This window comes from Natronosporangium hydrolyticum, from assembly GCF_016925615.1.
GTDB classification, from domain to species: domain Bacteria; phylum Actinomycetota; class Actinomycetes; order Mycobacteriales; family Micromonosporaceae; genus Natronosporangium; species Natronosporangium hydrolyticum.
In genome coordinates this window covers 3,883,588-3,906,227 of record NZ_CP070499.1, presented here as the reverse complement: position 1 = coordinate 3,906,227, position 22,640 = coordinate 3,883,588, and the positions used below count along the sequence as shown (strand labels likewise).

The following is a 22,640-nucleotide window of genomic DNA, read 5'->3' as shown; positions in this document are numbered from 1 at the left end:
TGCTAGACCTCCAAACCGATCCGCTCGGCGGCGGCACGCCACCGGGCTTGGTCTCCCGTTGGTTCGTAGCGGCGCAGCGGCTCACTGCGCCGGACCAGCGCCCGCAGCGCGGCCAGGTCCCCGTCGATCACCCCGACCGCGCGGGCCTGGACCAGCGCGTTGCCGAGGGCGGTCGCCTCCACCGGCCCGGCTACCACCGGCAGCCCGCAGGCGTCAGCGGTGAGCTGGCACAGCAGCTCGTTCCGGGAACCACCACCGACCATGTGTACCACCTCGACCGATCGGCCGGAGAGCCGCTGCGCCTGCCGCACCGTCCGCCAGTGGGCGAGCGCCAAGCTGTCCAGAATGCATCGCACCAGCTCCGCCGGTCGCTGGGGCACCCGCTGCCCGGTCTCGGCGCAGGCTCGGGCGAGCCGGGCCGGCATGTCCCCGGGCGGCAGGTAGCCCGGGTCGGCGGCGTCCACCACCGAGACCAGGCCGGGGACGGCCGCCGCGGCCGGCAGCACCTCGGCCAGCTCCACCGGGGTGCCCGCCGCCGCCCAGCTGCGTAGCGACTCCTGCAACAGCCACAGCCCCATCACATTGCGCAGGTAGCGGACGGTGCCGTCGACCCCGGCCTCGTTGGTGAAGTTCGCCAGCCGGCTCGCCTCGGTGAGCACCGGCCTGGGCAGCTCCACCCCGACCAGCGACCAGGTGCCGCAGGAGATGAACGCCGCGTGTTCGGTCTCGGCCGGCACCGCCACCACCGCCGACGCGGTGTCGTGGGAGCCGACCACGGTCACCGGGACCGGGCCGGCGCCGACCTGCTCGCGGAGCCGGCCGGCGTTCGCGCCGGGGGCGCGTAGCGGCCCGAACAGCTCACGCCGGATCCCGGCCCGGGCCAGCAGCTCGTCGGACCACTCGCCGGTCTCCACATTGAGCAGTTGGGTGGTGGAGGCGTTGGTGACTTCCCAACCGGGTTCGCCGGTGAGCCAGTAGCAGAGCAGGTCCGGCAGGAGCAGTAGCCGGTGCGCCGCCGCCAGCTGGGCGTCGTCGGCCGCGCCGGCCAGCTGGAACAGCGTGTTGAACGGGAGCAGCTGCAGCCCGGTGGTTTGGTACAGCCACGGCGCGCCCAGCTGCTCGACCACCCGGTCCATGACCCCGTCGGTACGGGTATCCCGGTAGTGCACCGGATTGCCGAGCAGCGCGCCGTCGCGGTCCAGCAGTCCATAATCGACTGCCCAGGAGTCGACGCCGACACTGTGCAGCGCCGGCACCGCCGCCGCGGCGGCCCGCAGGCCCACCGTGGTCTCGTGGTAGAGCCGCAGGATGTCCCAGTGCAGCCGGCCGCCGGCCGAGACCGGCTGGTTGCCGAACCGGTGCACCTCGGTCAGCTCGATCCGCTCCGGGCTCACCGCCGCCAGGATCACCCGACCGCTGTCGGCGCCGAGGTCGACCGCGGCCAGCGCGGCCGAGGCTGGTGCCGGCCGGCTCATCGGCCGAATGCGGCGGCCACGCCAGCGTCGACCGGGATCAGCAGCCCGGTGGTGTGGGTCAGCTCCGGCCCCACCAGGACGAAGACCGCGTTCGCCACATGCTCCGGCAGCACCTCCCGCTTCAGCAGGGTACGCCCGGCGTAGAACTCGCCCAGCCGCTCCACCGGCACCCCGTACGAGTCGGCGCGCTGCTGCGCCCACTCGCCGGTGAAGATCCCCGAACCACGGACCACGCCGTCGGGGTTCACCCCGTTGACCCGGATCTGGTGTGCGCCGAGCTCGGTGGCGAGTAACCGGACCTGGTGCGCCTGGTCGGCCTTGGCCGCCCCGTACGCGACGTTGTTGGTGCCGGCGACCACCGCGTTCTTGCTGACGATGTAGACGATGTCGCCGCCGATCCCCTGCTCGACCAGCAGCCGGGCGGCGGCCCGGGAGACCAGGAACGACCCCTTCGCGAGGACGCTGTGCAGCCGGTCCCAGTCCGCCTCGGTGGTCTCGGTCAACGGCGCCGAGAGCGCCATCCCGGCGTTGTTGACGACCAGATCGAGGCCGCCGAAGGCCAGCGCGGTGGCGTCGACCGCGGCGTCGACCGCGGCAGCGTCGGTGACATCGACGGTGACCGGGACCGCCACATCGGTGCTGCCCAACTCCTTGGCGACCGCGGCGGCGGCGTTGGCGTCCCGGTCGGCGACCACCACACAGGCGCCTTCGGCGGCGAGCCGGCGGGCGATCGCCGCCCCGATCCCGGAGCCGGCGCCGGTGACCAGCGCGACCCTTGAGGCCAGCGGCTTCGGCGCCGGCCGGCGGCGCAGCTTCGCCTCCTCCAGCGCCCAATACTCGATCCGGTACTTCTCGGACTCGTCGATCGGCTGGTACCGGGAGACCGACTCGGCGCCGCGCATCGCGTTGATGGCGTTGACAAAATACTCGCCGGCGACCCGGGCGGTCTGGGCGTCGCCGCCGTAGGAGAACATCCCCACCCCGGGGATGAGCACGATCGCCGGGTCGGCGCCGCGCATCGCCGGGTCGCCCGGCCGCGCGTACCGCTGGTAGTAGGCGGTGTAGTCGGCGCGGTACGCCGCGTGCAGCTCCCGCAACCGCGCCAGCTGGGTCGTCAGCGGCGCGTCGGCCGGGGTGTCCAGCACCAGTGGGCGCACCTTGGTCCGCAGGAAGTGGTCGGGGCAGGAGGTGCCGAGCGCGGCGAGCCGTGGATGCTCGCTGCCGGCGAGGAATTCCAGCACTTCGGCGCGGTCGGTGAAGCAGCCGACCTGGCGCGCGTCGGTGGCGACCAGCCCGCGCAGCACCGGCGCCAGCGCCGCCGCCCGGGCCCGGCGGTCGGCCACTGGCAACGGTCGCCACTGGGGCGCGGCCGGCCCGAACGGCTCAGGGCGGCCGTGTTGGTCCAGGTACGCCTGGGCGGTCTGGATGATCTCCAGCGAGTTGGCCTCGCACTCCTCGGAGGTGGCGCCCCAGGCGGTGATGCCGTGCCCGCCGAGGATCACCCCGATCGCGGCCGGGTGCTCCCGCCGGACCGCGGCGATGTCGAGCCCCAGCTGGAAACCGGGCCGCCGCCACGGCACCCACACCACCCGGTCACCGAAGCACTGCTCGGTCAGGTGGGGGCCGTCGGCGGCGGTGGCGAACGCGATCCCGGCGTCCGGGTGCAGGTGGTCCACGTGGGCGGCGTCGACCAGGCCGTGCATGGCGGTGTCGATCGACGGGGCGGCGCCGCCGGGCCCGTGCCGGCAGTGGTCGAACATCGCGACCATCTCGTCTTCCCGCTCCGGCCCCGGGTAGACCTCGGTCAGTGCCCGCAACCGGTCCAGCCGCAGCGCCGACAGCCCGGCTTCGGTGAGCGTGCCGAGGTCACCGCCGGAGCCCTTGACCCACAACAGGTCGACCGCGGACCCGGTGACCGGGTCCTGCTCGACGCCCTTGGCGGAGGTGTTGCCGCCCGCATAGTTGGTGTTGCGCGGGTCGGCCCCGAGCCGGTTGCTCCGGCTGAGCAGCTCGTCGACGACGCTCATGTCAGGCCCCCCAGCCGGCGGCCTGGCCGTCGGCGCGGTCGGCGCGGATCTGGTCGGCGTACCCGCTGCGGTGGTAGGCGGCGACCGGATCCGGGTCCAAGCCGTCCTCGCTGCGCAGCTCGGCCAGCAGCGGCCGGACATCGGTGTTGTAGGCGTCCATCAGGGCGGCGTTGGCCCCGAGTACGTCACCGGCCTGCTGCGCCTGGCGCAGCGCCGCCCGGTCGACCAGCAGCGCCTTGGCCGTGGCCTCCTGCACATTCATCACCGAGCGGATCATCGCCGGGATCTTCGGCTCGATGTTGTGGCACTGGTCGAGCATGAAGGCGATGCCACCGGCCGGCCCGACCACGCCGGCCTGGACGATCTCGTGCATGATCCGGAACAGCCCGAACGGGTCGGCCGCCCCGACCATCAGGTCGTCGTCGGCGTAGAAGCGCGAGTTGAAGTCGAACCCACCCAGCTTGCCGGCGCGCAGCAGCACCGCCACGATGAACTCGATGTTTGTGCCGGGCGCGTGGTGGCCGGTGTCGATGACCACCTGGGCGCGTTCGCCGAGCCGCAGGCAGTGGCTGAAGGCGGTGCCCCAGTCTGGGACATCGGTCAGGTAGAACGCCGGCTCGAAGAATTTGTACTCCAGCAGCATCCGTTGCTCGCTGCCCAGCCGGTCGTACACTTCGGACAGGGCGGCAGCGAGGCGGTCCTGCCGGGCGGTGATGTCGTCCTGCCCGGGGTAGTTGGTGCCGTCAGAGAACCACAGCTTGAGGTCCCGGGAGCCGGTGGCGTCCATGATGTCGACGCACGCCAGCAGATGGTCGGTGGCCTTGCGGCGGACCCGCGGGTCGGGGTGGGTGACGCTGCCCAGCATGTAGTCGGGGTCCTGGAAGACGTTGGAGTTGATGGTCCCGAGCCCGACGCCGACCTCTCGGGCGTAGCTCGCGAGCTTCTGGTAGTCATCCACTGTGTCCCACGGGATATGCAGCGCCACGGTCGGGGCCACGCCGGTGAAGCGGTGCACCGTGGCCGCGTCGGCGACCTTCTCGTACGGGTCCCGCGGCACCCCCTGCTGGGGAAAGACCTTGAACCGGGTGCCGGAGTTGGCGTACCCCCAGGATGGCGTCTCGATCCGTTGCGTCCGCAGGACCTGTTTGACGTCGGTCACGGTTGGTGCCTCTCTGGCTCGTTGGTGAGCTGGTCTGCCAGGTTGAAAATCTCTTCGAGCACCTCGAAACCCTGGTCGGGCCGGCGGCCGTCGAGAGACTCGAAGAACGGCGCCATCTCGGCCTGCCAACGCTGGTTGACCTCGGTCTGCTCCATCGCGGCCAGGGCCGCGGTCAGGTCGGGGGTGCGGAAGTAACCCACCAGCAACCCGTCGTCGTGGAGAAAGAGCGAGTAGTCGTGCCAGCCGGCGTCGCGCAGCGCGGCCAGCATCTCCGGCCAGACGGCGGCGTGGCGGCGTTTGTACTCGGCGAGGCGCTCCGGCTTGACCCGGAGTCGGAAACAGACGCGTTGCATTGCCTGGCGACACCCCGTTGCGGAAGGAGATGAACCGTTTCAACTGCCGCTTAGCCTACGGGCGGCGGCGAGCGACTGTCAACCGGTCGGAGTTTCCGGAAACTCCTGCCCGGAGCGGGAATCAGCCGCCCGGGTACTCCACCGGATCGGGCTGGCTGGACTCGCGGACCACCAGCTCCGGCTCGAACACCACCTGTCGGTGCTGGTGGGTGTCGGGCTGATTCGCCTCGTCCATCAACAGCTCCGCCGCGACCCGGCCGAGCCGTTGGCGCGGCTGGCGTACCGACGAGATCGGCACCGCCGCAGCCGCCGCGAAGTCGATGTCGTCGTAGCCCACGATCGCGATGTCGGACGGCACCCGGACCCGTTGCCGGGTCAGGCCCTGCAACACCCCGAGCGCGAGCAGATCGTTGGCGCAGAAGACCGCGGTCGCGCGCTGCTCGCGGGGCAGGCCCAACAGCCGGCCCGCGGCGTCCCGGCCGGCCGGCACGGTGGTCGCCGGAGTCTCCAACACCCGCAGCTCTTCGTCAGCCATCCCGGCGGCCCGGATCGCCCGCAACGCCCCTTCATAACGGTCGCGTACCTGCTGCAGCCGCAGCGGACCACCGATGAACGCGATCCGGCGGTGCCCCACCTCCAGCAGGTGGCGCATCGCCAGCTCGCCACCGTGCTCGTCGTCGACCGACACGCTGCACAGGTCGGGTCGGCGGGCCATCCGGTCCAGCAACACCACCAGGATGCCGCGGTCGCGCAGCTCCAGGAACCGCTCGTTGGCGTCGTCGATCGGGGTGATCAGCACCCCCTGCACCCGCTGCTCCTCCAGCAGGTCCAGATAGGCCGCCTCCCGGGTGGCGCTGCCGTTGCTGTTGCAGAAGATGACCGCCATGCCGGCGTCGCTGGTCGCTTCATCGACACCGCGGGCGACGTCGGTGAAGAACGGGTTCGCGACGTCGAGCACCACCAGGCCCAGCGCCCGCCCGCGGCCCCGGCGCAGCTGCCGCGCCGACGCGTTCGGGACGAACCCGAGCTCGGTGATGGCCTGCCGAACCCGGGCCCGGGTGGAGGGCGCCACGATCTCCGGTCGGTTGAGCACGTTCGAGACCGTCCCGACCGATACTCCGGCCTGGCTCGCCACCTCCCGAATACTCACCATCGGGGTCGCCACCGTGTGCCTCCGCTCTCCACCCGCCGTTAAAACGTCCCAAGCGTAGGCGGTGCCCTCAGGCCTTCAGGCCGGTGGTGGCGATCCCTTCGGTGAGCCGGCGCTGTAGCAGCAGGAAGATCACGAAGATCGGTACCAGCGCCAGCGTGGACATCGCCAGCAGCTCCGGCCAGTTCGAGCGCCCGGTGGAGTCCAGGAAGGCCTGCAACGCCAACGGTACGGTGTAGTTGCGGGGCGAATTGAGGAAGATCAGCTGGGCGAAAAAGTTGTCCCAGCTCCAGATGAACGTGAAGATCGCCGTGGTGACCAGCGCGGGCTTCATCAGCGGCAGGATGATCCGGAGGAAGATCTGCACGTGCCCGCACCCGTCGATGCGCGCCGCGTCGTCCAGCTCGACCGGGATGCCCCGGATGAACTGGACCATCAGGAAGATGAAGAAGGCGTCGACCGCCAGCAGATGTGGCACCGTCAGCGGCAGGATGCTGTCGATCCAGCCCAGCCGGTGGAAGATCACGTACTGCGGCACGATCAGGACGTGAATCGGCAGCATCAGCGTTATTAGCATGATCGCGAACCACATCCCCCGGAGCCGGAACCGGATCCGGGCGAACGCGTACGCCGCCATCGAGCAGGCCGCCAGGTTCCCGAACACCGCCAGCGTCGAGATCAGCAGCGAGTTGATGTAGAAGCGGCTGAAGTCGAAGGTGAGCGCCGTCCACCCGTTGAGATAATTCTCGAACCGGGGATTCCACGGGATCAGCCCGGTCTCCCGGAAGACCTCCTCCGGGCCCCGCAGCGAACTGGCCACCAGCCACAACAGCGGGTAGATCATCACCAGCGCGCCGGCGATCAACAGCGTGTGGACCACCAGCCGGGGGAGCACCTTGCCGCGCGGCCGGCGCGGCGTCGACGCCACCGTCGCGGTCGTCACCGGAGGTACGCTCATCGGACTTTCACCTGATCCCCGTAGTAGACCCAGTACCGGGCGGTGAAGAACATCCCGGCGGTGAACAGCGCGATCGCCGCCAGCAGCACCCAGGCCATGGCCGAGGCCCGGCTCATGTCGAAGTATTCGAAGCCCACCCGGTAGAGATACAGCGTGTAGAAGAGCGTGCCGTCGGAGGGCCCGCCGGTCCCGCCGCTGATGATGTACGCCGGGGTGAACGCCTTGAACGCGTTGATCGTCCCCAGCACCAGGTTGAAGAAGATCAGCGGCGAGAGCAGCGGCACCGTGACCCGCCAGAATCGGGCGACCCGGCCGGCGCCGTCCACCTCCGCGGCCTCCAACAGATCCTGCGGGATCTGCTTGATGCCGGCGAGGAAGATCACCATGGGGGCGCCGAACTGCCAGATGTTCAACACGATCAGGGTGTAGATGGCGTAGTCCGGATTGGAGATCCAGACCGTGCCGGCCGGGATGCCGAACCACTCCAGCACCTGATCCAGCCGGGAGGCGGCCAGCAGCTGATTGACCAGCCCGTCCGACCCGAAGATCTGCCGCCACAACACGGCCACCGCGACGCTGCCGCCCAGCAGCGAGGGCAGATAGTAGGTCGACCGGTAGAGGCCGATGCCGCGCCGCTTACCGCTCAGCATCACCGCCACCAGCAGGGCGGCCAGGGTCGCCAGCGGCACCGAGACCAGCACATAGATCAGCGTGACTCGGACCGCGTTGCGGTAGTGACGATCGTCGGCGAGGTTCTGGTAGTGCTCCAGCCCCACCCACTCGGCCTCCCCGATCCCGCGCAGCAACTGGAAATCGGTGAACGACAGGTAGAGCGACGCGACGATCGGACCGAGCGTCAGTCCAAATAGGCCAATGAACCAGGGCGCCAGGAACAGCAGCACCGCACGGTTGCTGCGGCGCCGGGCGCTGGCCGCACGCCGGCTTCGGGCCGCCGCGTCGGCGGCCTCGCCACCGGTGCCGGAGTCGGCACCGGTGGCGGAGGTCGTCGGCGGCGGCGTGGCGGTCACCATGTGTCTGCCTCCACGCGTTCAGGAACTGCCGGGCGCGTCGCTCAGCCGAGGATGTTTGTGGCTTCCTGGAAGTAGGCGTCGACCGCGTCCGGGATCGACATCCGCCCGAAGCCGGCCTCCTCCGCGAAGAAGATCAGCTGGTCGTCGAGGCGACCGGCCGCCTCCGGTGGTGGTGGCGGCACCTCGCCGACCTTGTCCTCGACGAACTCGACATACTCCAGCGAAGCCAGCTCCTCGTCGCTGGCGTCCGGCCGAAGCACCTCGCGGACCTCCTCCGAGGAGGGGACGCCCCGTTCGAAGCCCAGCTCCGCGGCGATCTCGGCGTCCAGCACCAGCGCCTGCAACAGCTCGGCGGCGGCGTCCGGGTCGTCGGCCGCGCTGGGGATCGACAGCAGCATCGACGCCTTGTAATACTGCCCCGGCTGCGCTCCGGCGCCGTCGCCCTGCGGGTACATCCCGATCCCGATCTCGTCGGCGCTCACGTCGACAAAGGCCGGGTAGATGTTGGACCAGTGGAAGTTGAACGCGCCCCGGCCCGACGGCACCTCCCAGTCCGAGAGGTCCGGCAGCGCCTCGGAGGTGGTCTCCATATCCACCGCGCCCCCGGTCTCCGCCAGCTCCTGCCAGAACTCGAACCACTCCTCCAGGTCCGCCGGGTCGTAGCCCAGCTGGCCGTCGGCGGTGAACAACGCCTTGCCGCGCTGGTGCAGCCAGCACTCCAGGGTCTCCTTCGACCCCATGGCGTTCTGGGTGCCGAACACGCCGCTGGGGGTGTTATTGCCGATCTCCCGGCACAGCTCCGCGAACTCGCTCCAGGTGAGGGTGTGATCCGGCTCGTCGACCCCGGCGTCCCGGATCACCTGCAGGTTCTTCATCATCGCGAAGGTGTTGTAGCCCATGGTGATGCCGTAGAGGGTGCCGCCGATCCGGCCATTCTCGACCGCCTCCTCCGGCACCGCGGAGAGGTCGAGCGGGTCGGGCACGTAGTCGTCGAGCTCCAACAGGGCGCCCCGGCCGGCGTACTCGGCGATGTACTGGTAATCCATCTGCATCAGGTCGGGCGGGTTGCCGCCGGAGATCTGGGTGGCCAGCCGGCTCCAGTAGTCGTCCCAGTTGCTCGGCTCGGTGTCGACACCACGGTCGGCGCGGGCGACGAACTGGTCGACCGCGGCCTGGGTACGCCGGTCCCGGTCCGGGTTACCCCACCAGGCGAAGCGAAGGTTGCTGCCGGAACCGGAGCCGGAGCCGCCGCCGTTGCCGCAGGCGGTGAGGCTGGTGAGGCCGGTGGCGCCGGCCCCGAGGAGTACTGCACCGCCGAGAAGCCGGCGTCGGCTGATTCTGCGCATTGTGGGGGGTCTCCTTTGATGAGTGTCGTGGGGGTTCACGGGCGAACCGCGGTTGCTGGGGTTGCTAATGCAGTCGCCCGGGTTGGGGCGGTTTCCGGCCTGCGTGTGCCGGCCGGGAACCGGTTGAGCGCGCCTCGGTAGAGGCGGTGGAGCAGCGCAGCGGTAACGCTGGGGACGATCACCAGGCTCAGTGGTATCAGCCAGACCACCCCGATGGCGGCGGCGAGCGTCCCCAGCCCGAGTATCGCCCGACCCGGAGCGAGTAGGACAGTGAGGGTTGTGAGTCGGACCAGCCGCAGCGGTGTGGTATCGAAGGTGATGGCGGCCGCCGGCAGGGCGGCAGTGATCAGGGCATAGCCGAGCAGCAGCGCGAGCAGCGCCACGAGCAGGATGTCGCCGGTCGGTGGGCCGATCTGGACGGCGATGAACACGTCGAGCACCAGTAGGCAGCCGAGCGCCGCCCAGCCGATGCCGAGGGCCAGGCTGCCGACGAAGTGTCGGCGGAACGCGGCGAGGAAGGCGCCGCCGGTGCCCGGGTCGGCGCCGGCCGCGCGTTGCGCCGCCACCTGGCTGAGCGCCAGGGTGCCGGCGGGTGCGGTAATGATGCCGAGGCAGCTGACCAGCCACAGCAGACTCAGTGCGAGATGGTCGACGATCAAGGCGAGAGTGAATCGATTCAATCCATTGGACCGCACTACGCCTCCCTCCGCTGACCTTGGCTGGCCGGTTAGTTTACCGACGTGTAACGCCCCTGGCTAGACCCAGATTCTGGGCCCCGCCTGGCAGGCCCACCCGGCCCGCCAGCCTCGCCGCCGGCTTGGTCGCCACACCCGCCACCCCCGCCCCGTCGCCCACCATCACGTCATCGAGCTGGGTAGAGTGGCCGGATGAGCGGCGGGGACGTGCTTCTGCTGCTCGGCGTCTTCCTCGGCGGCGCAGCCCCGTGGCTCGAGGCGATCGTGGTGATCCCGATCGGCATCGTCGCCGGACTGAACCCGATCCTCGTGGTGCTAGTCGGCGTCGCCGGCAACCTGCTCACCGTCTGGGTCGCCGCCTTCTACGGCGAGCGGATCCGCACCTGGTGGCAGGCGCGGCGGGCCCGGCGGCGGGCGGAGCGGGGAGAGACTGTGCCGCACCATCGGCAGCGGCGCCGGGAACGGATCGAGCGCCTACTCCGGCGGTGGGGGATGCCCGCCCTGGCGGCGCTCGGCCCGATCGGCCTCGGCACCCAGGTGTCGGCGCTGGTGGCGGTGGGCCTCGGAGTCAGCGCCCGAGCCTCGTTCGTCTGGATCGGCGCCGGCACCGTTGTCTGGAGCATCGTAGCGGCGGTCGCCGCCGTCACCGGCCTCTCGATCGCCGGCGTCGGTGCCTGACCCAGCAACCCCGCCCCACCGGCGCCCCACCCCACCCGCCCACCCCGCCGCACCCCACCCCGCCGCGCTCGCCATGATCAAGGTGACTGAGTGGCTGCCCCGCCAACCAGCCAATCACCTTGATCTCGGAAGGGGAGGTCATGGCGGAGGTGAGAACCCGACCTGACGACGCCTGACTCCGATTTGCCAGCACTTCGCCGGAGCACCTGTCGACCCCTGACTCATAGGAGGGCTCAGCCAACTCGGCACCGGCGGGAGGTGACTTCCGCGGTCTCCCGCAAGATCGACTCAAGCGGGTTCGCCGCTCGCCGATCGGAACGGGGTCACCTCCCGCCTCCGCCGTACCCCGGCCACCGGGCACATTCTTCCGCCACCGCAAGCGGCTCCTCGCGAGTGCGCTGACTCCCACCCGGAAGGTATTGGCACGCGCCACATCCATCACCGTCCGCGCAGAGCGTCGTCCCTGGAGTCCCTCGGTACGCCGTCCGGTGTCCCTCCGGCACGGTCGCATAATGCACCACTATGCCCGGGTCGTTCCGCCGGCCAGTGCCCCGGCGAGCGCTTGTCACCTGCGCCTCCGTCGGCGGACGGCCCAAGAGCGGGATCCAGGCAATTGGGCGGCCGTCTCATGGCTGGCTATCGACCCAGCCACGCTCAGCACCGCGGCACGGAGTTCGTTCAGCTCCGCCGGGTCGGCCGGAGTGGATCACCACCCAGAGCACCACGTGCGTGGCGGCGCGGGGCGGCGCGCCCCGCGGGGCTAGTCCTCGCCGGTGGCCTGCGCCAGCGCGGTACGGACCGCCTCGGTGAACACGTCGACGCTCTGGGCGCCCGCGACCGCGTACTCACCGCCGAGCACGGTGAAGGGAACCCCGCTGATGCCCAGCTCGCGGCCAGCGGCCAGCTCCTTTCGCACGGAGTCCGCGTACGCGTCACCGGTAAGCATCGAGCCGGTGGCGGCGGCGGGCACGTCGGCGTGCGCTGCCGCGCCGACCAGCACGTCGTGGTCGAACGGGTTCAGCTCGCCGGCGAAGTAGCCACCTTGGAGCGTCCAGAACACCTCGTTGGCCACGCCGTAGTCGCGCGCCAAGTGGAGCAGTCGATGCACGTCGAAGGAGTTGGCGAGCTGCCGGTCCGACGTGTACGGCAGACCCTCGGCGCGAGCCAGGGCGGCGACCTGGCCGTCGATCTGCTCGGCGCGCTCGACGGTGCCGGCGAACTTGGCCGCAAGATACTCCGTGACCGCGACCGGCTCGGTCGACATGCCCGGGTTCAGCTCGAACGAACGCAGCACGATCTCCACCCCGCCGCCGGGGCTGGCGGCGTCGACCGCCGTCGCCAGCCGGTGCCGCCCTAGATAGCACCATGGACAGCTGATGTCGAGCCACAGCTCCACCGTCAGGGACGATTCACCGCTCGCCCGAGGGAACGTTTCTGTCATCGGCGAGTTTCACCCGCTTTCATCACATTTTCCCGGCTCGGTCCGATCGGCCTAGGCGCCCAGGTGTCGGCGCTGGTGGCGGTGGGCCTCGGAGTCAGCGCCCGGGCCTCGTTCGGCTGGATCGGCGCGGGCACCGTGGTGTGGAGCATCGTAGCGGCGGTCGCCGCCGTCACTGGCCTCTCGATCGCCGGCGTCGGCGCCTAACCCAGCCCCCCACCGCGTCCCATGGTGATGGTGACTGCGTGGCTGCCCCGCGAGGGCTACAGCAAATCCAGGACCATCGCTGGTCCGCACCTGCCCCCAAGCGCACCGCCCGTCCACACCAGCCAGGTTAGCCCGCCCATCAACGACGACCTAACCGGCCCCGCTCAATTGATTGACCACGATCACGGGGCGGTGTTAGCGTCACCCCATCGACGATGTCGTGCCCGATAGCGACAGACCAACATGGACCCGTCCTGTATTGGCAGGCGAAAGTGGACGCTAACTTTTACTTAGGATTCGATGCCTCGTGCGCTCGTTGCAGTGGCTTAGCGGAAAGTGTCAGTCATGAGGTGGGGCATCTCGTGACCGTGATGCCCTTAAGCTCGCCAGACATGAGACGTTGGCGCCAACAGGCACTCGGTCGGGATGCGCCGTGGGGTCCCACTCTAGTCAGGAGCCGTGGCGGCAAGGCGGAAGCCTGGGTCGGGTGGCGTATCGCCCCCGTGTTGGCGCAGCGGATTGGGCCGCGTGCGACTTGGCGGTTGCTTGGCGTACTTGGCAACGAAGCGCTGGACGGCAAGCAAGCTGGACCACTGACTTCCCGCAGAGCATTCTTCAGGGTCGGCTTCGGGGCTGTGGCTGGACTCGGCCTCCTCGCCAGCACACCCCAGCCGGCTGCGGCCGCGAGTGCCCGACCAGAAAACGCCGCTTCACCACAAGACGTACGTGATATTTCAGACGAGCGGCTCATCGAAGTCGCGATGAGTCATTTACACGGTGATGATACTCGCAACGTCGTCGACCTAGATTCGCTAGGTTCGACAACTAATGGTGCAACGAGTGGGACAATCTCCCGCGAAGCATTAAAGATTGCAGATGGGAACACCGGCGAAGGTGCAGCTGCTGGTCTGCTCGAGGTTGCAGGCAAAGAAGTGAAGCATGCCGACGGTACCAGCGAGACGATTATCTTCTTCCATCAGTACGAGCAGCGTACTGTACTTATCTCGACCAGAACAAGCGTACTCGTCGACCGAGCCCGAAAGATCAGTGAGATTGGGACCGAAGTTCACCGGCTACACGTAGATCACGAAGCTTCGAACGGTCCCGTTCTGAGGACTGTTTCGAGAAGTGTAAATGGTGCTGTTCCTACGCCCGTACCCAACACTGACTTGGGATTGCTGTCTGAGAATCCATGTGGCGGCTGCTGCACCTGCTGCGGTCCCCGGCCTGGTCGGCTTAGTAGTGACTGCAATTGGGAGTGGAGTGTAGACTGCGTTCTTAGTTCTGTGGGTTGCGCAGTGTGCCTTCCTTGTTCATTTTGGTGGCAGTGCCTTTTGTGCGTCGCCGCCAGCTGCGGAGGTGCACTGGTTTCTTGCTGTAGCTCGTTCAGCGACGTATGTCGCCGCTGTCAGCGCTGTTCCACATGATGGGAGAAGATGTGCGAGCCGACAAGCGCAGACTCTATATGATTCTTCCTGGCATTGTCGTAGTCGTGGCTGGGGCTACGATCGCTCTTCGACACCTGCTATGGGGATCGACCATGCTGGCCATCGGCGTCTTACTCATAAGCAGTGGAGTCGTACACGCGGCGCTTCTTGCGCGCGATCGTAGGCGGACACGCGACTAGTATGTTTATTGCGAGTTAGTTTCTAATGTTAGAGTTCGACGAACTGCCGTTGCATCGGGATTCTCCCGACATTTTCGTTGGCGCGCGGGCTACTGAGAAACTTCGTAATATTCCGGCTTGCCGCTCGGGCGACGTTCTCGTTGTCACCGACGAGCACATCGCGATCATAGGTAGTAGTCTTCGTCGAGTGCAAGAGGTGCTCAGTCAGGCCGGAATGGTAACGACCGTACACCGGATTCCCATAGGCCATCTTGGAACCTTGATGTCGGCCTCAAGGATCGCTGATGGTATCCGAGCTAGTCGGCCCACATTGTGTGTTGCTCTAGGCGGCGGAGCTGTGATTGATGCTACAAAGCTGGCCCGGGCAGCTCAGCGCGAACCTTGGCTCCTGGACCAGAGCATCTGGAGCAGTGCACGCGGGCTTCTCAACCCGCCCATCTCACGTACTCTAGAGGGCGAATCGGCTTTAGTTGCAGTTTCCACGAGACCTGGTAGTGCGGCTCACGTATCGGACAGAGTTTGTCTTTCAGCTCGTTCCGGTCATACGCGGCGGCTGGTCGCCGGCCGGACGCTACTGCCAACGGCCGTGATTGCGGATCCCGAGCATGGATTGACGTTGGGGTGTCGGATACTAGCGGAGACGATCTGTGAGGTCCTCTCTCGAGGAATCGAACCATACTTGGTAACTGAGCGGAGCTCAAGAAAAGCGGACCGGGTGGGAGGTTGGATAGTAGTCCGTACTCTTAAGCTCGGTGAGAGCCTGATGTTAGGTAACGACCTTTCGTCTACGGATCGCGTTTCGCTCGAGTGGCTCACGATTGCGACGATGGCTGGGGCACATATCGACGAATGGGAGCCATCTGCCCACCCATGGTGGTGTATCCAGAATACGATTGCTGCCAGTGTTCCACGCTCAAAGGGATCGTTGACTGCCCAGGCGTTACCTTCGATTCTCGAGAGAGTTTGGAATGGTGATGAACGATTCGGTCGTATGAGTAGATGGAAGCTGCTGGAGCGGCACACAGGGTTAAAATCAAGTCTGGGCGGACGAGTTTTACGGTTTCTTGCCGATGTCCGCCAACAAGGCAGCGGCGATGGCACACCTCATCGGGATCAATTGATTGATCAGTGGTCGCATGAGGCAGTGTCGCTATGGGCGGGCCTGGTTCCATGGATCGGTAGAACCTTGAAGGCGAAGGATATTAGCTACTTTCTGCGGGACGCGGGTTTCTAATACGGCAGCGCATCGGGTCCGCACACACCGACATTGACCTGGAGCTGTGGCGCGGCAGCGGCTAGCCGCGGGGCGAGACGAGCTGGATCTTCGTCTGCCCAGGTGTTCGACCGATTTGTTGCCTGGGTGCTGCCGCCGCGGTAGCAGCCGGCTGCGCCTTCGTCCCCTCGTCGTTACCCGCGCCGGGTGGCTCGCCAGGTCGGTATGTCCCACGGACGCGTGAGCAAGGTGGAGAGTGGGGAGCAAGGTCGCCCAATCACCCCGGCCGGTCCGCGTACGAGAAGGTGACCGGGGTGTCGCTGGCCGACGTCGCCGCTGCCGTGGCCGAACATCGTGAGGGCGTGGTCGCCCGAAAGGGCCGCACCTGGCAACAGGGCCCAGTTGACCGACATGCGCCGGTTGGCGTTCAACGCGGCGGTCGGCGCGGTCGCGATCGGTGGCCAGATTGGGGAGCTGTTCGACGCTACCGGCCGGCCGCTGCCGCCGATCCCCCGGATGGGGGTGATGTAACCCAGTTTCGATCGATGGGTGAGCTGCTGACCAGACTGGATCTGCGGTTCGCTGGGGCGTCGATGACGAGGCTCATCGACGGTCGGCGTCCCGATGCCCGAGGATCGCCTCCGGGGAGAGTTGGCTGCCGGTGCGCTGCTTGCGTTCACGGATCCGCGCCACAAACGCCTCCGCGTCCGGGCGGCGGGCCAGTTCGATCAACTGAGCGCGGAGGTACTCCTGGAGCGAGCGGCCACTCAGTGCGGCCCGCGAGGCAAGCTCGTCACGAGCCTCGTCGGGCACATCCCGGATGGTGATCGCAGCCATCGCTTCATTATGCAGCCGAGCCAACCCGCCAGGAGTCTGCCTACGGTGGATGACTTTTGGCACCGCTTGGTGTGGTGGGTAGGGAATGCGGTTTGGTCAGGCGGCGACGACGAAGACCCGCGAGGCCACCTCGCGGGGGAGTCGCACATGCTCGCCGCCGCGGTCGATGGTCACCGAGTCCCGCTCCTGCGCCACCGTCACCTTGACGCCCGGATCCACCCCGGCCGAGTGCAGCTGGTGGATCACCTCCGGGTCGGAGTGCACGCTCTCGCAGATCCGGCGAACCACCACCGGGCCGGCCAGCCCGGGGAAGGCCAGGTTGCGTTCGCTGCCGTCGTCCGGCGGAGCGGTGGCTACCGGCGCCTTCGCCGACTGGCCGAACTCCTCCAGCCCCGGGATCGGGTTGCCGTACGGCGACCGGGTCGGTCGGCCGAGCAGCTGGAAGACGCGGCGTTCCACGTCGTCGCTCATCACATGCTCCCAGCGGCACGCCTCCTCGTGGGCGTGCTCATACGGCATGCCGATGACGTTGACCAGCAGCAGCTCGGCGAGTCGGTGTTTGCGCATCACCGACACCGCATACCCGCGGCCCTCGTCGGTCAGGTGCAACTGCCGGTCGCCCTCGACGGTGAGCAGGCCGTCGCGCTCCATCCGGGCGACGGTCTGGCTGACCGTGGGCCCGCTCTGGTGCAGCCGTTCGGCGATTCGGGCACGCAGCGGTGTGACGCCCTCTTCTTCAAGTTCGAGGATCGTCTTGAGATACATCTCGGTGGTGTCGACCAGGTCATTCACGTAAAGCCCCTCCGCACGTGATGGTACCCCGCCCGGGGCAGCTACTGGCGCCGGCGAGCGGCGACCATACTTGGGGGCGTGGCCGATCCATTGCTCGATCCCGCCCGTCTCGCCGCACTGGTCACTGGCGCCTCGCCGCCCACCCTGCTGGATGTGCGGTGGCGGTTGGCCAGCCCGGCCGCTGGCGCCGAGGAGTATGCCGCGGGCCACCTGCCCGGGGCAGTGTTCCTCGATCTTGACACGCAGCTGTGCGGTCCGCCGGGTCGCGGGGGTCGACACCCGTTGCCCGACCCGCACCGGCTGGAGGCGGTGCTGCGGGCGGCCGGGGTCCGCGACGGCGCATCCGTGGTGGTCTACGACGCGGGCGGTGACGAGCCGGGGCGGCAGTCGGCTGCCCGGGCGTGGTGGACCCTGCGGTGGGCCGGGCTGACCGAGGTCTCCGTGCTCGACGGCGGGTACGCCGGCTGGGTCGCGGCCGGTCACCCGACCAGCACCGGCACGCCCGTCCCGGAGGTCGGTGACGTGCGGGTCCGGCCCGGCGGGTTGCCGACGCTCGACGCCGACCAGGCCGCCGCGCTCGCCGCTCGGGGGCGGCTGCTCGATGTCCGGGCCGCCGCCCGTTACCGGGGCGAGTCCGAGCCGGTCGACCCGGTCGCCGGGCACATTCCGGGGGCGGTGAACCTGCCCGCGTCGCCGCAGCTGCTCGGCGGGGCGTCGGCGCCGGCGGAGATTCGGGCCGCGGTCGGGGAGGTGCTGGCTGATCCGGATCCGGCCCAGCCGCTGGGGGTGTATTGCGGCTCCGGGGTCAGCGCCGCGCACACGCTGCTGGCGTTGCACCGGGCCGGGTTCTCGCAGGCCGCCTTGTACGTCGGCTCCTGGAGTCACTGGATCACCGACCCGGATCGTCCGGTCGCGAAGGGAGAGGAGGCAGCCGCGTGAGCGCTGATCTCGGCACGCTGATCGCCTGGGACGATGCCCTGCTCGGGTACGACCTGGGGGATCATCCGCTCGATCCGGTACGGGTCGAGCTGACCATCGCCCTGGCCCGCGGCCTGGGCCTGCTGGAACGGCCGGGGGTACGGGTGGTGGCGCCGCCGCCGGCCAACGACGATCTGCTGCAGTTGGTGCACCAGCCGGAGTATCTGTCGGCCGTGAAGAGCGCCCCGGATGATCCGTTCTTCAGCGGGTGGGGGCTCGGCACCGCCGACAATCCGATCTTCGAGGGGATGCACGCGGTGAGCGCGTTGGTCGCCGGCGCCACCGTGACCGCCGCGGAGGCGGTGTGGCGGGGGGAGGCGACCCGGGCGGTGAGCATCGCCGGCGGGCTGCATCACGCGATGCCCGCCCGTGCCGCCGGGTTCTGCGTCTACAACGATCCGGCGGTGGCGATCGCCCGGCTGCGGCAGCTCGGCGCGGCCCGGGTCGCCTACGTCGACATCGATGTGCACCACGGCGACGGGGTGCAGGAGATGTTCTGGGACGATCCGGGTGTGCTCACCGTCAGCTTGCACGAGTCTCCGTTGAGTCTCTTTCCCGGCACCGGCTTCCCCGCCGAGACCGGGGGCGAGGCGGCGCCGGGTTCGGCGGTGAACGTGGCGCTGCCGGCCGGGACCAACGATGCCGGCTGGCTGCGCGCGTTCCATGCGGTGGTGCCGCCGGTGCTGCGGGCCTTCCAGCCGGAGGTGCTGGTCACCCAGTGCGGCGCCGACACCCATCTGCTGGATCCGTTAGCGAACCTGCGGTTGACCGTCGATGGCCAGCGGGCGGCCTACCTCGCGCTGCGGGAACTCGCCGACGAGCTGTGCGGCGGCCGGTGGGTGGCGACCGGGGGCGGCGGTTACGCCCTGGTCGCCGCGGTGCCCCGGGCGTGGACGCACCTGCTGGCGGTGGCGACCGGGGAGCCGCTGGACCCGGTCACGCCGACGCCGGCGGCGTGGCGGGCGTTGGCGGCGGCGCGCCGGCCCGGGGCGGATGTGCCGGTGCGGCTTACCGACGAGGCGGATACCGGCTATCAGCCGTGGCAGCCGGCCGGGGGCGGGGAGGATCAGGACCCGCTGGACCGGGCGATCGCCGCCGCCCGCCGGGAGGTGTTCCCGCTGCACGGCCTGGATCCGCACGACCCGCGGGACTGACGTGACCCGCCAGGCGGACGTGCTGCTTGCGGACGGCACCACCGTCCAGCTTCGATCGGTGGGGCCGGCGGACGAGTCGGCGCTGGCGCAGCTGCACGCGCAGCTGTCGGATCGTTCCCGCTATCTGCGCTACTTTTCGCCGTACCCGAGGATTCCCCGGGCCGATCTGCGCCGGTTGGTCACTGTGGACCATTATGACCGGGAGGCGCTGGCGGTGTGGGCCGGCGATCAGCTGATCGCGGTCGGCCGGTACGACCGGTGGGGCGCCGGCGCCGAGTTGGCCGAGGTGGCGTTTACGGTGGCCGACGCGTACCAGAGCCGGGGGATCGGCTCGGTGCTGCTGGAGCATCTGGCGGCCGCCGCGGCGGAGGCCGGGATCACCCGGTTCGTCGCCGAGGTGTTGCCGGAGAACGGCGCCATGCAGCGGGTCTTCGCCGACGCCGGGTACGAGGTGGCGCGCCGGTTCGAGGAGGGGGTGGTGCACCTGACTTTCCCGATCGCGCCCACCGAACGGTCGCGGGAGGTGCAGTGGGCGCGGGAGCAGCGGGCCGAGGCGGCGTCGATCCGGCCGCTGCTCGCCCCGCGCGGGGTGCTGGTCTACGGGGTGCGGCGGGATCAGACCGGGCTGGGGGCGGTGCTGCTGGGCAATCTGCGCGACGCCGGCTTCCCGGGCCCGGTCGCGGTGGTGCATCCGGCGCCGCCGGACGGTCGTCGCGACTGGTACCCGGCGGCGGCGGAGGCGGTCGCCACCGGTGATCCGTTCGATCTGGCGGTGGTGGCGGTGCCGGCGGCGGCGGTGCCGGCGGCGGTGGCCGACGCGGCGGCGGCCGGGGTGCGGGCGATGGTGGTGGTGTCGGCGGGCTTCAGCGAGACCGGTCCGGCCGGCGGCCGGGCCGAGGCGCAGCTGCTGCGGGCGGCCCGCGGCCACGGGATCCGGCTGGTGGGCCCGAACTGCTTCGGCGTGGCGAACACCGACCCGGCGGCCCGGCTCAACGCCACGTTGGCGCCGCATCTGCCGGAGCCGGGGCGGGTCGCGTTGTTCAGTCAGTCCGGCGGGTTCGCGGTGGCGTTGCTGGCCGAGGCGGACCGGCGGCGGGTCGGCTTGTCGAGCTTCGTCGCCGCCGGCAACCGTGCCGATGTCTCCGGTAATGATCTGTTGCAGTATTGGCGGGACGACCCCGGTACCGATGTGATCCTGCTCTATCTGGAGACCTTCGGCAATCCGCGGAAGTTCGCCCGGCTGGCGCGGGCGGTCGGCCGGCACAAGCCGCTGGTGGCGGTGGCCCCGATGGTGCAGGGGGTGGCCGGCCAGTCGGCCCCGGGCGAGGCGGCGAAGGCGGCGCTGTTCGCGCATTCCGGGGTGATCCGGGTGCACACAGTCTCCGAACTCTTCGATGTTGCGGCGCTGCTGGCGCACCAGCCGTTGCCGGCGGGTAACCGGACCGCGGTGATCTGCAATTCGTCGGCGTTGGGGAGCCTGGCCGCAGCGGCCTGCCCGCCCGCCGGGCTGCGGCTCGCCCCGGGGTATCCGCGGGATCTCGGACCGGGCGCCGACCGGCAGCGGCTGGCGGCGGCGCTGGACCGGGCGGTGGCCGACGACATGGTCGACGCCGTCGTCGTACTGGTGACCCCGCCGGCCCCGCCGGCGACGGGGGAGCCGCTCGCGGCGGCGGTGGAGCGGGCCGCGGCGGCCGGGGAGAAGCCGGTGGTAGCTACGTTCCTGGCGGGTGAGTTGCCGCCGCAGGTGCCGGCGTACCGGTCGGTGGAGGAGGCGGTGCAGGCGTTGGCGCGGGTCGCCGGGTACGCCGGCTGGCGGCGGGAACCGGCGGGGGTGGTGCCGGCGGTGACCGGGGTCGACTCGGCCGCGGCGGCCGCGGCGGCGGCGGCGTTGGCGGCCGGGGAGCCAGCGGCGGCGCTCGGTCACTACGGGGTGGATGTGGTGCCGCGGCGGCGGGTGCGCTCGGCGCCGGAGGCGGTGGCGGCCGCCGCGGAGCTGGGGTACCCGGTGGCGTTGACGGCGGCGGGGGATCCGCAGTGGCGGCACCGTTCCGATCTGGGCGCGGTCTGGCTCGACCTCGCCGACCGGGCTGCGGTGCGCCGCGCCTACCGGCAGTTGGCCGGGCGGTTCGGCGCCGAGGTGGCGGTGCAGCCGATGGTGGCGCCCGGGGTGGCGTGTGTGGTGGAGGTGGCGCAGGATCCGGCGTTCGGGCCGGTGGTCGGGTTCGGCCTCGGGGGCGTAGCGACCGAGCTGCTAGGCGACCGGGCGTGGCGGCTGGCGCCGTTGACCGACCGGGACGCAGCGGCGTTGGTCGCGGCGCCCCGGGCCGCTCCGCTGCTTGGGGGTTGGCGGGGCGCCGCCGAGGTCGACCGAGCGGCGTTGGCGGAGTTGCTGGTGCGGGTGGGGCGGCTCGCCGACGAGCAGCCGCACCTGCGATCGATGGTGTTGAATCCGGTGCTGGCTCGCCCCGACGGGTGGTCGGTGCTGCACGCGGAAGTGACGGTCGGCGAGCCGACGGCGAGGCCCGATAGCGGGCCCCGCCGTCTCAATCCAGCCAACGGGAGGGGTCAGCCGGCGTAGGGAGCGAGCTGCTGCGACCGCTCAGGGTGCCGGAGCTTGAGTAGGCTGCCCTTCTCGATCTGCCGGATCCGCTCGCGGGAGAGCCCGCACTCCTGCCCGACCTCGTCGAGGGTTCGCACCCGCCCGTCGTCGAGCCCGAACCGGAGCCGGATGACGGCCTGCTCCCGCTGCGACAGGGTGGCCAGCACGATCTCGACCTCGTCGCGCAGCTGCCCCTGGGAGGCGGGGGCGGCGTGCTCTCGCTGGGGGGCGGCGATGAAGTCGCCGAGCTCCGACTCGCCGTCGTCGCCGACGGTCTGGTCCAGACTGACCGGCTCCCGGTCGTAGGAGAGCAGCTCGATCACCTCGAACTCGGTGACCTGAAGCTCAGTGGCGATCTCGTTGATGTTCGGCTCTCGGCTGAGCGTGGCGGCGAGATCCCGGCGCACCCGCAGCATCCGGTTCACCCGCTCGACCATATGCACCGGCAGCCGGATGGTGCGGGCCTGGTCGGCGAGGGCGCGGCTGATCGCCTGCCGGATCCACCAGGTGGCGTAGGTGGAGAATTTGTAGCCCTTGGTGTAGTCGAACTTCTCGACCGCCCGGATCAGGCCCAGGTTGCCCTCCTGGATCAGGTCGAGGAAGGCCATCCCCCGGCCGAGATAACGCTTGGCGATGCTTACCACCAGCCGGAGGTTAGCCTCCAGCAGGTGGTCGCGGGCGCTGCGCCCATCGGCGGCGACCGCGGCAAGCTCCCCCCGGAGGTCCGCGCCGCACGTGTCGCGCTCCAGTCGGTACTCGGCGTACAGGCCGGCCTCGATCCGCTTGGCGAGGTCCACCTCCTGCTCGGCGGTGAGCAGCTGGCGACGCCCGATCCCGTTGAGGTAGGCCCGCACCAGGTCGCCTGACCGTTCCTCGATCGCCTCGAGCTCTGCCGTGGCTGTCACGTCTCCCCCTCTGTCGTC

20 protein-coding genes are annotated in these 22,640 nt (G+C 69.7%); 7 read left to right on the top strand and 13 right to left on the bottom strand.

Translation table 11 applies throughout. The annotated features are described in order from the left end of the window. Window positions 1-2 precede the first annotated feature (2 nt). From JQS43_RS17485 to JQS43_RS17445, 9 genes are all read right to left on the bottom strand, one after another. The gene (locus tag JQS43_RS17485; protein ID WP_239675470.1) at window positions 3-1,475 is read right to left on the bottom strand and encodes a rhamnulokinase; all 1,473 of its coding nucleotides are present in this window, start codon (window positions 1,473-1,475) and stop codon (window positions 3-5) included. Then, on the bottom strand, window positions 1,472-3,502 hold the full coding sequence (locus JQS43_RS17480; RefSeq protein ID WP_239675469.1) for a bifunctional aldolase/short-chain dehydrogenase: 2,031 nt from the start codon (window positions 3,500-3,502) through the stop codon (window positions 1,472-1,474). Before JQS43_RS17480 ends, JQS43_RS17485 begins: the two co-directional genes overlap by 4 nt. Before the next feature lies 1 nt (window position 3,503). After that, window positions 3,504-4,661 (bottom strand): L-rhamnose isomerase, encoded by a 1,158-nt coding sequence (gene rhaI, locus JQS43_RS17475; protein WP_239675468.1) that lies wholly within the window; start codon window positions 4,659-4,661, stop codon window positions 3,504-3,506. Continuing rightward, complete coding sequence (locus tag JQS43_RS17470) at window positions 4,658-5,014, bottom strand: L-rhamnose mutarotase (RefSeq protein WP_239675467.1); 357 nt, start codon at window positions 5,012-5,014, stop codon at window positions 4,658-4,660. The genes rhaI and JQS43_RS17470 overlap by 4 nt, the downstream gene beginning before the upstream one ends. A gap of 121 nt (window positions 5,015-5,135) precedes the next feature. Beyond that, entirely contained in the window at window positions 5,136-6,179 is a 1,044-nt protein-coding gene (locus JQS43_RS17465; RefSeq protein WP_239675466.1) for a LacI family DNA-binding transcriptional regulator, read from the bottom strand. A 55-nt stretch (window positions 6,180-6,234) separates the two neighbouring features. Beyond that, window positions 6,235-7,122 (bottom strand): carbohydrate ABC transporter permease, encoded by an 888-nt coding sequence (locus tag JQS43_RS17460; protein WP_239675465.1) that lies wholly within the window; start codon window positions 7,120-7,122, stop codon window positions 6,235-6,237. Then, window positions 7,119-8,153 carry a carbohydrate ABC transporter permease gene (locus JQS43_RS17455; protein ID WP_239675464.1) on the bottom strand — a complete coding sequence of 345 codons (1,035 nt, stop codon included), beginning with the start codon at window positions 8,151-8,153 and terminating at the stop codon, window positions 7,119-7,121. Before JQS43_RS17455 ends, JQS43_RS17460 begins: the two co-directional genes overlap by 4 nt. Window positions 8,154-8,194: 41 nt before the next feature. Then, a complete protein-coding gene (locus JQS43_RS17450; protein ID WP_239675463.1) occupies window positions 8,195-9,499 on the bottom strand; it encodes an ABC transporter substrate-binding protein in 1,305 nt (434 codons plus the stop codon). 35 nt (window positions 9,500-9,534) lie between these two features. Then, window positions 9,535-10,158 carry a DUF624 domain-containing protein gene (locus tag JQS43_RS17445; RefSeq protein ID WP_239675462.1) on the bottom strand — a complete coding sequence of 208 codons (624 nt, stop codon included), beginning with the start codon at window positions 10,156-10,158 and terminating at the stop codon, window positions 9,535-9,537. 228 nt (window positions 10,159-10,386) lie between these two features. Here JQS43_RS17445 and JQS43_RS17440 point away from each other — a divergent pair, with 228 nt between their 5' ends. Then, window positions 10,387-10,872, top strand: coding sequence for a small multi-drug export protein (locus JQS43_RS17440; protein ID WP_239675461.1), 486 nt, complete (start codon window positions 10,387-10,389; stop codon window positions 10,870-10,872). A gap of 760 nt (window positions 10,873-11,632) precedes the next feature. Here JQS43_RS17440 and JQS43_RS17435 read toward each other — a convergent pair. Further along, window positions 11,633-12,313 carry a DsbA family oxidoreductase gene (locus JQS43_RS17435; protein ID WP_239675460.1) on the bottom strand — a complete coding sequence of 227 codons (681 nt, stop codon included), beginning with the start codon at window positions 12,311-12,313 and terminating at the stop codon, window positions 11,633-11,635. Window positions 12,314-12,376: 63 nt separating this feature from the next. Here JQS43_RS17435 and JQS43_RS17430 point away from each other — a divergent pair, with 63 nt between their 5' ends. The 3 genes from JQS43_RS17430 (at window position 12,377) to JQS43_RS26085 (ending at window position 15,888) form a co-directional block, all read left to right on the top strand. Beyond that, window positions 12,377-12,517, top strand: coding sequence for a hypothetical protein (locus tag JQS43_RS17430; RefSeq protein WP_239675459.1), 141 nt, complete (start codon window positions 12,377-12,379; stop codon window positions 12,515-12,517). A 1,652-nt stretch (window positions 12,518-14,169) separates the two neighbouring features. After that, a complete protein-coding gene (locus JQS43_RS26325; protein WP_420847594.1) occupies window positions 14,170-15,378 on the top strand; it encodes an iron-containing alcohol dehydrogenase in 1,209 nt (402 codons plus the stop codon). Between the two features lie 381 nt (window positions 15,379-15,759). Next, complete coding sequence (locus JQS43_RS26085; RefSeq protein WP_275580913.1) at window positions 15,760-15,888, top strand: hypothetical protein; 129 nt, start codon at window positions 15,760-15,762, stop codon at window positions 15,886-15,888. A 72-nt stretch (window positions 15,889-15,960) separates the two neighbouring features. Here JQS43_RS26085 and JQS43_RS17425 read toward each other — a convergent pair whose 3' ends face one another. Together JQS43_RS17425 and JQS43_RS17420 are read right to left on the bottom strand one after the other, a co-directional pair. Further along, window positions 15,961-16,194 carry a FitA-like ribbon-helix-helix domain-containing protein gene (locus tag JQS43_RS17425; protein ID WP_239675458.1) on the bottom strand — a complete coding sequence of 78 codons (234 nt, stop codon included), beginning with the start codon at window positions 16,192-16,194 and terminating at the stop codon, window positions 15,961-15,963. Between the two features lie 96 nt (window positions 16,195-16,290). After that, window positions 16,291-16,986, bottom strand: coding sequence for an iron-dependent transcriptional repressor DtxR (locus tag JQS43_RS17420; protein ID WP_239675457.1), 696 nt, complete (start codon window positions 16,984-16,986; stop codon window positions 16,291-16,293). 78 nt (window positions 16,987-17,064) lie between these two features. Between JQS43_RS17420 and JQS43_RS17415 the strand changes: the two genes are divergently transcribed. Genes JQS43_RS17415 through JQS43_RS17405 form a run of 3 tightly spaced genes read left to right on the top strand, consistent with a single transcriptional unit; the run spans window position 17,065 to window position 21,696 of the window. After that, complete coding sequence (locus tag JQS43_RS17415) at window positions 17,065-17,925, top strand: sulfurtransferase (RefSeq protein ID WP_239675456.1); 861 nt, start codon at window positions 17,065-17,067, stop codon at window positions 17,923-17,925. After that, on the top strand, window positions 17,922-19,118 hold the full coding sequence (locus JQS43_RS17410; protein ID WP_239675455.1) for an acetoin utilization protein AcuC: 1,197 nt from the start codon (window positions 17,922-17,924) through the stop codon (window positions 19,116-19,118). Before JQS43_RS17415 ends, JQS43_RS17410 begins: the two co-directional genes overlap by 4 nt. After that, the gene (locus JQS43_RS17405; RefSeq protein ID WP_420847710.1) at window positions 19,096-21,696 is read left to right on the top strand and encodes a GNAT family N-acetyltransferase; all 2,601 of its coding nucleotides are present in this window, start codon (window positions 19,096-19,098) and stop codon (window positions 21,694-21,696) included. The genes JQS43_RS17410 and JQS43_RS17405 overlap by 23 nt, the downstream gene beginning before the upstream one ends. On the opposite strand, the gene sigB is transcribed toward JQS43_RS17405, so the two are convergent. Continuing rightward, window positions 21,684-22,622 (bottom strand): RNA polymerase sigma factor SigB, encoded by a 939-nt coding sequence (gene sigB, locus JQS43_RS17400; RefSeq protein WP_239675453.1) that lies wholly within the window; start codon window positions 22,620-22,622, stop codon window positions 21,684-21,686. The genes JQS43_RS17405 and sigB overlap by 13 nt on opposite strands. Window positions 22,623-22,640 lie beyond the last annotated feature (18 nt).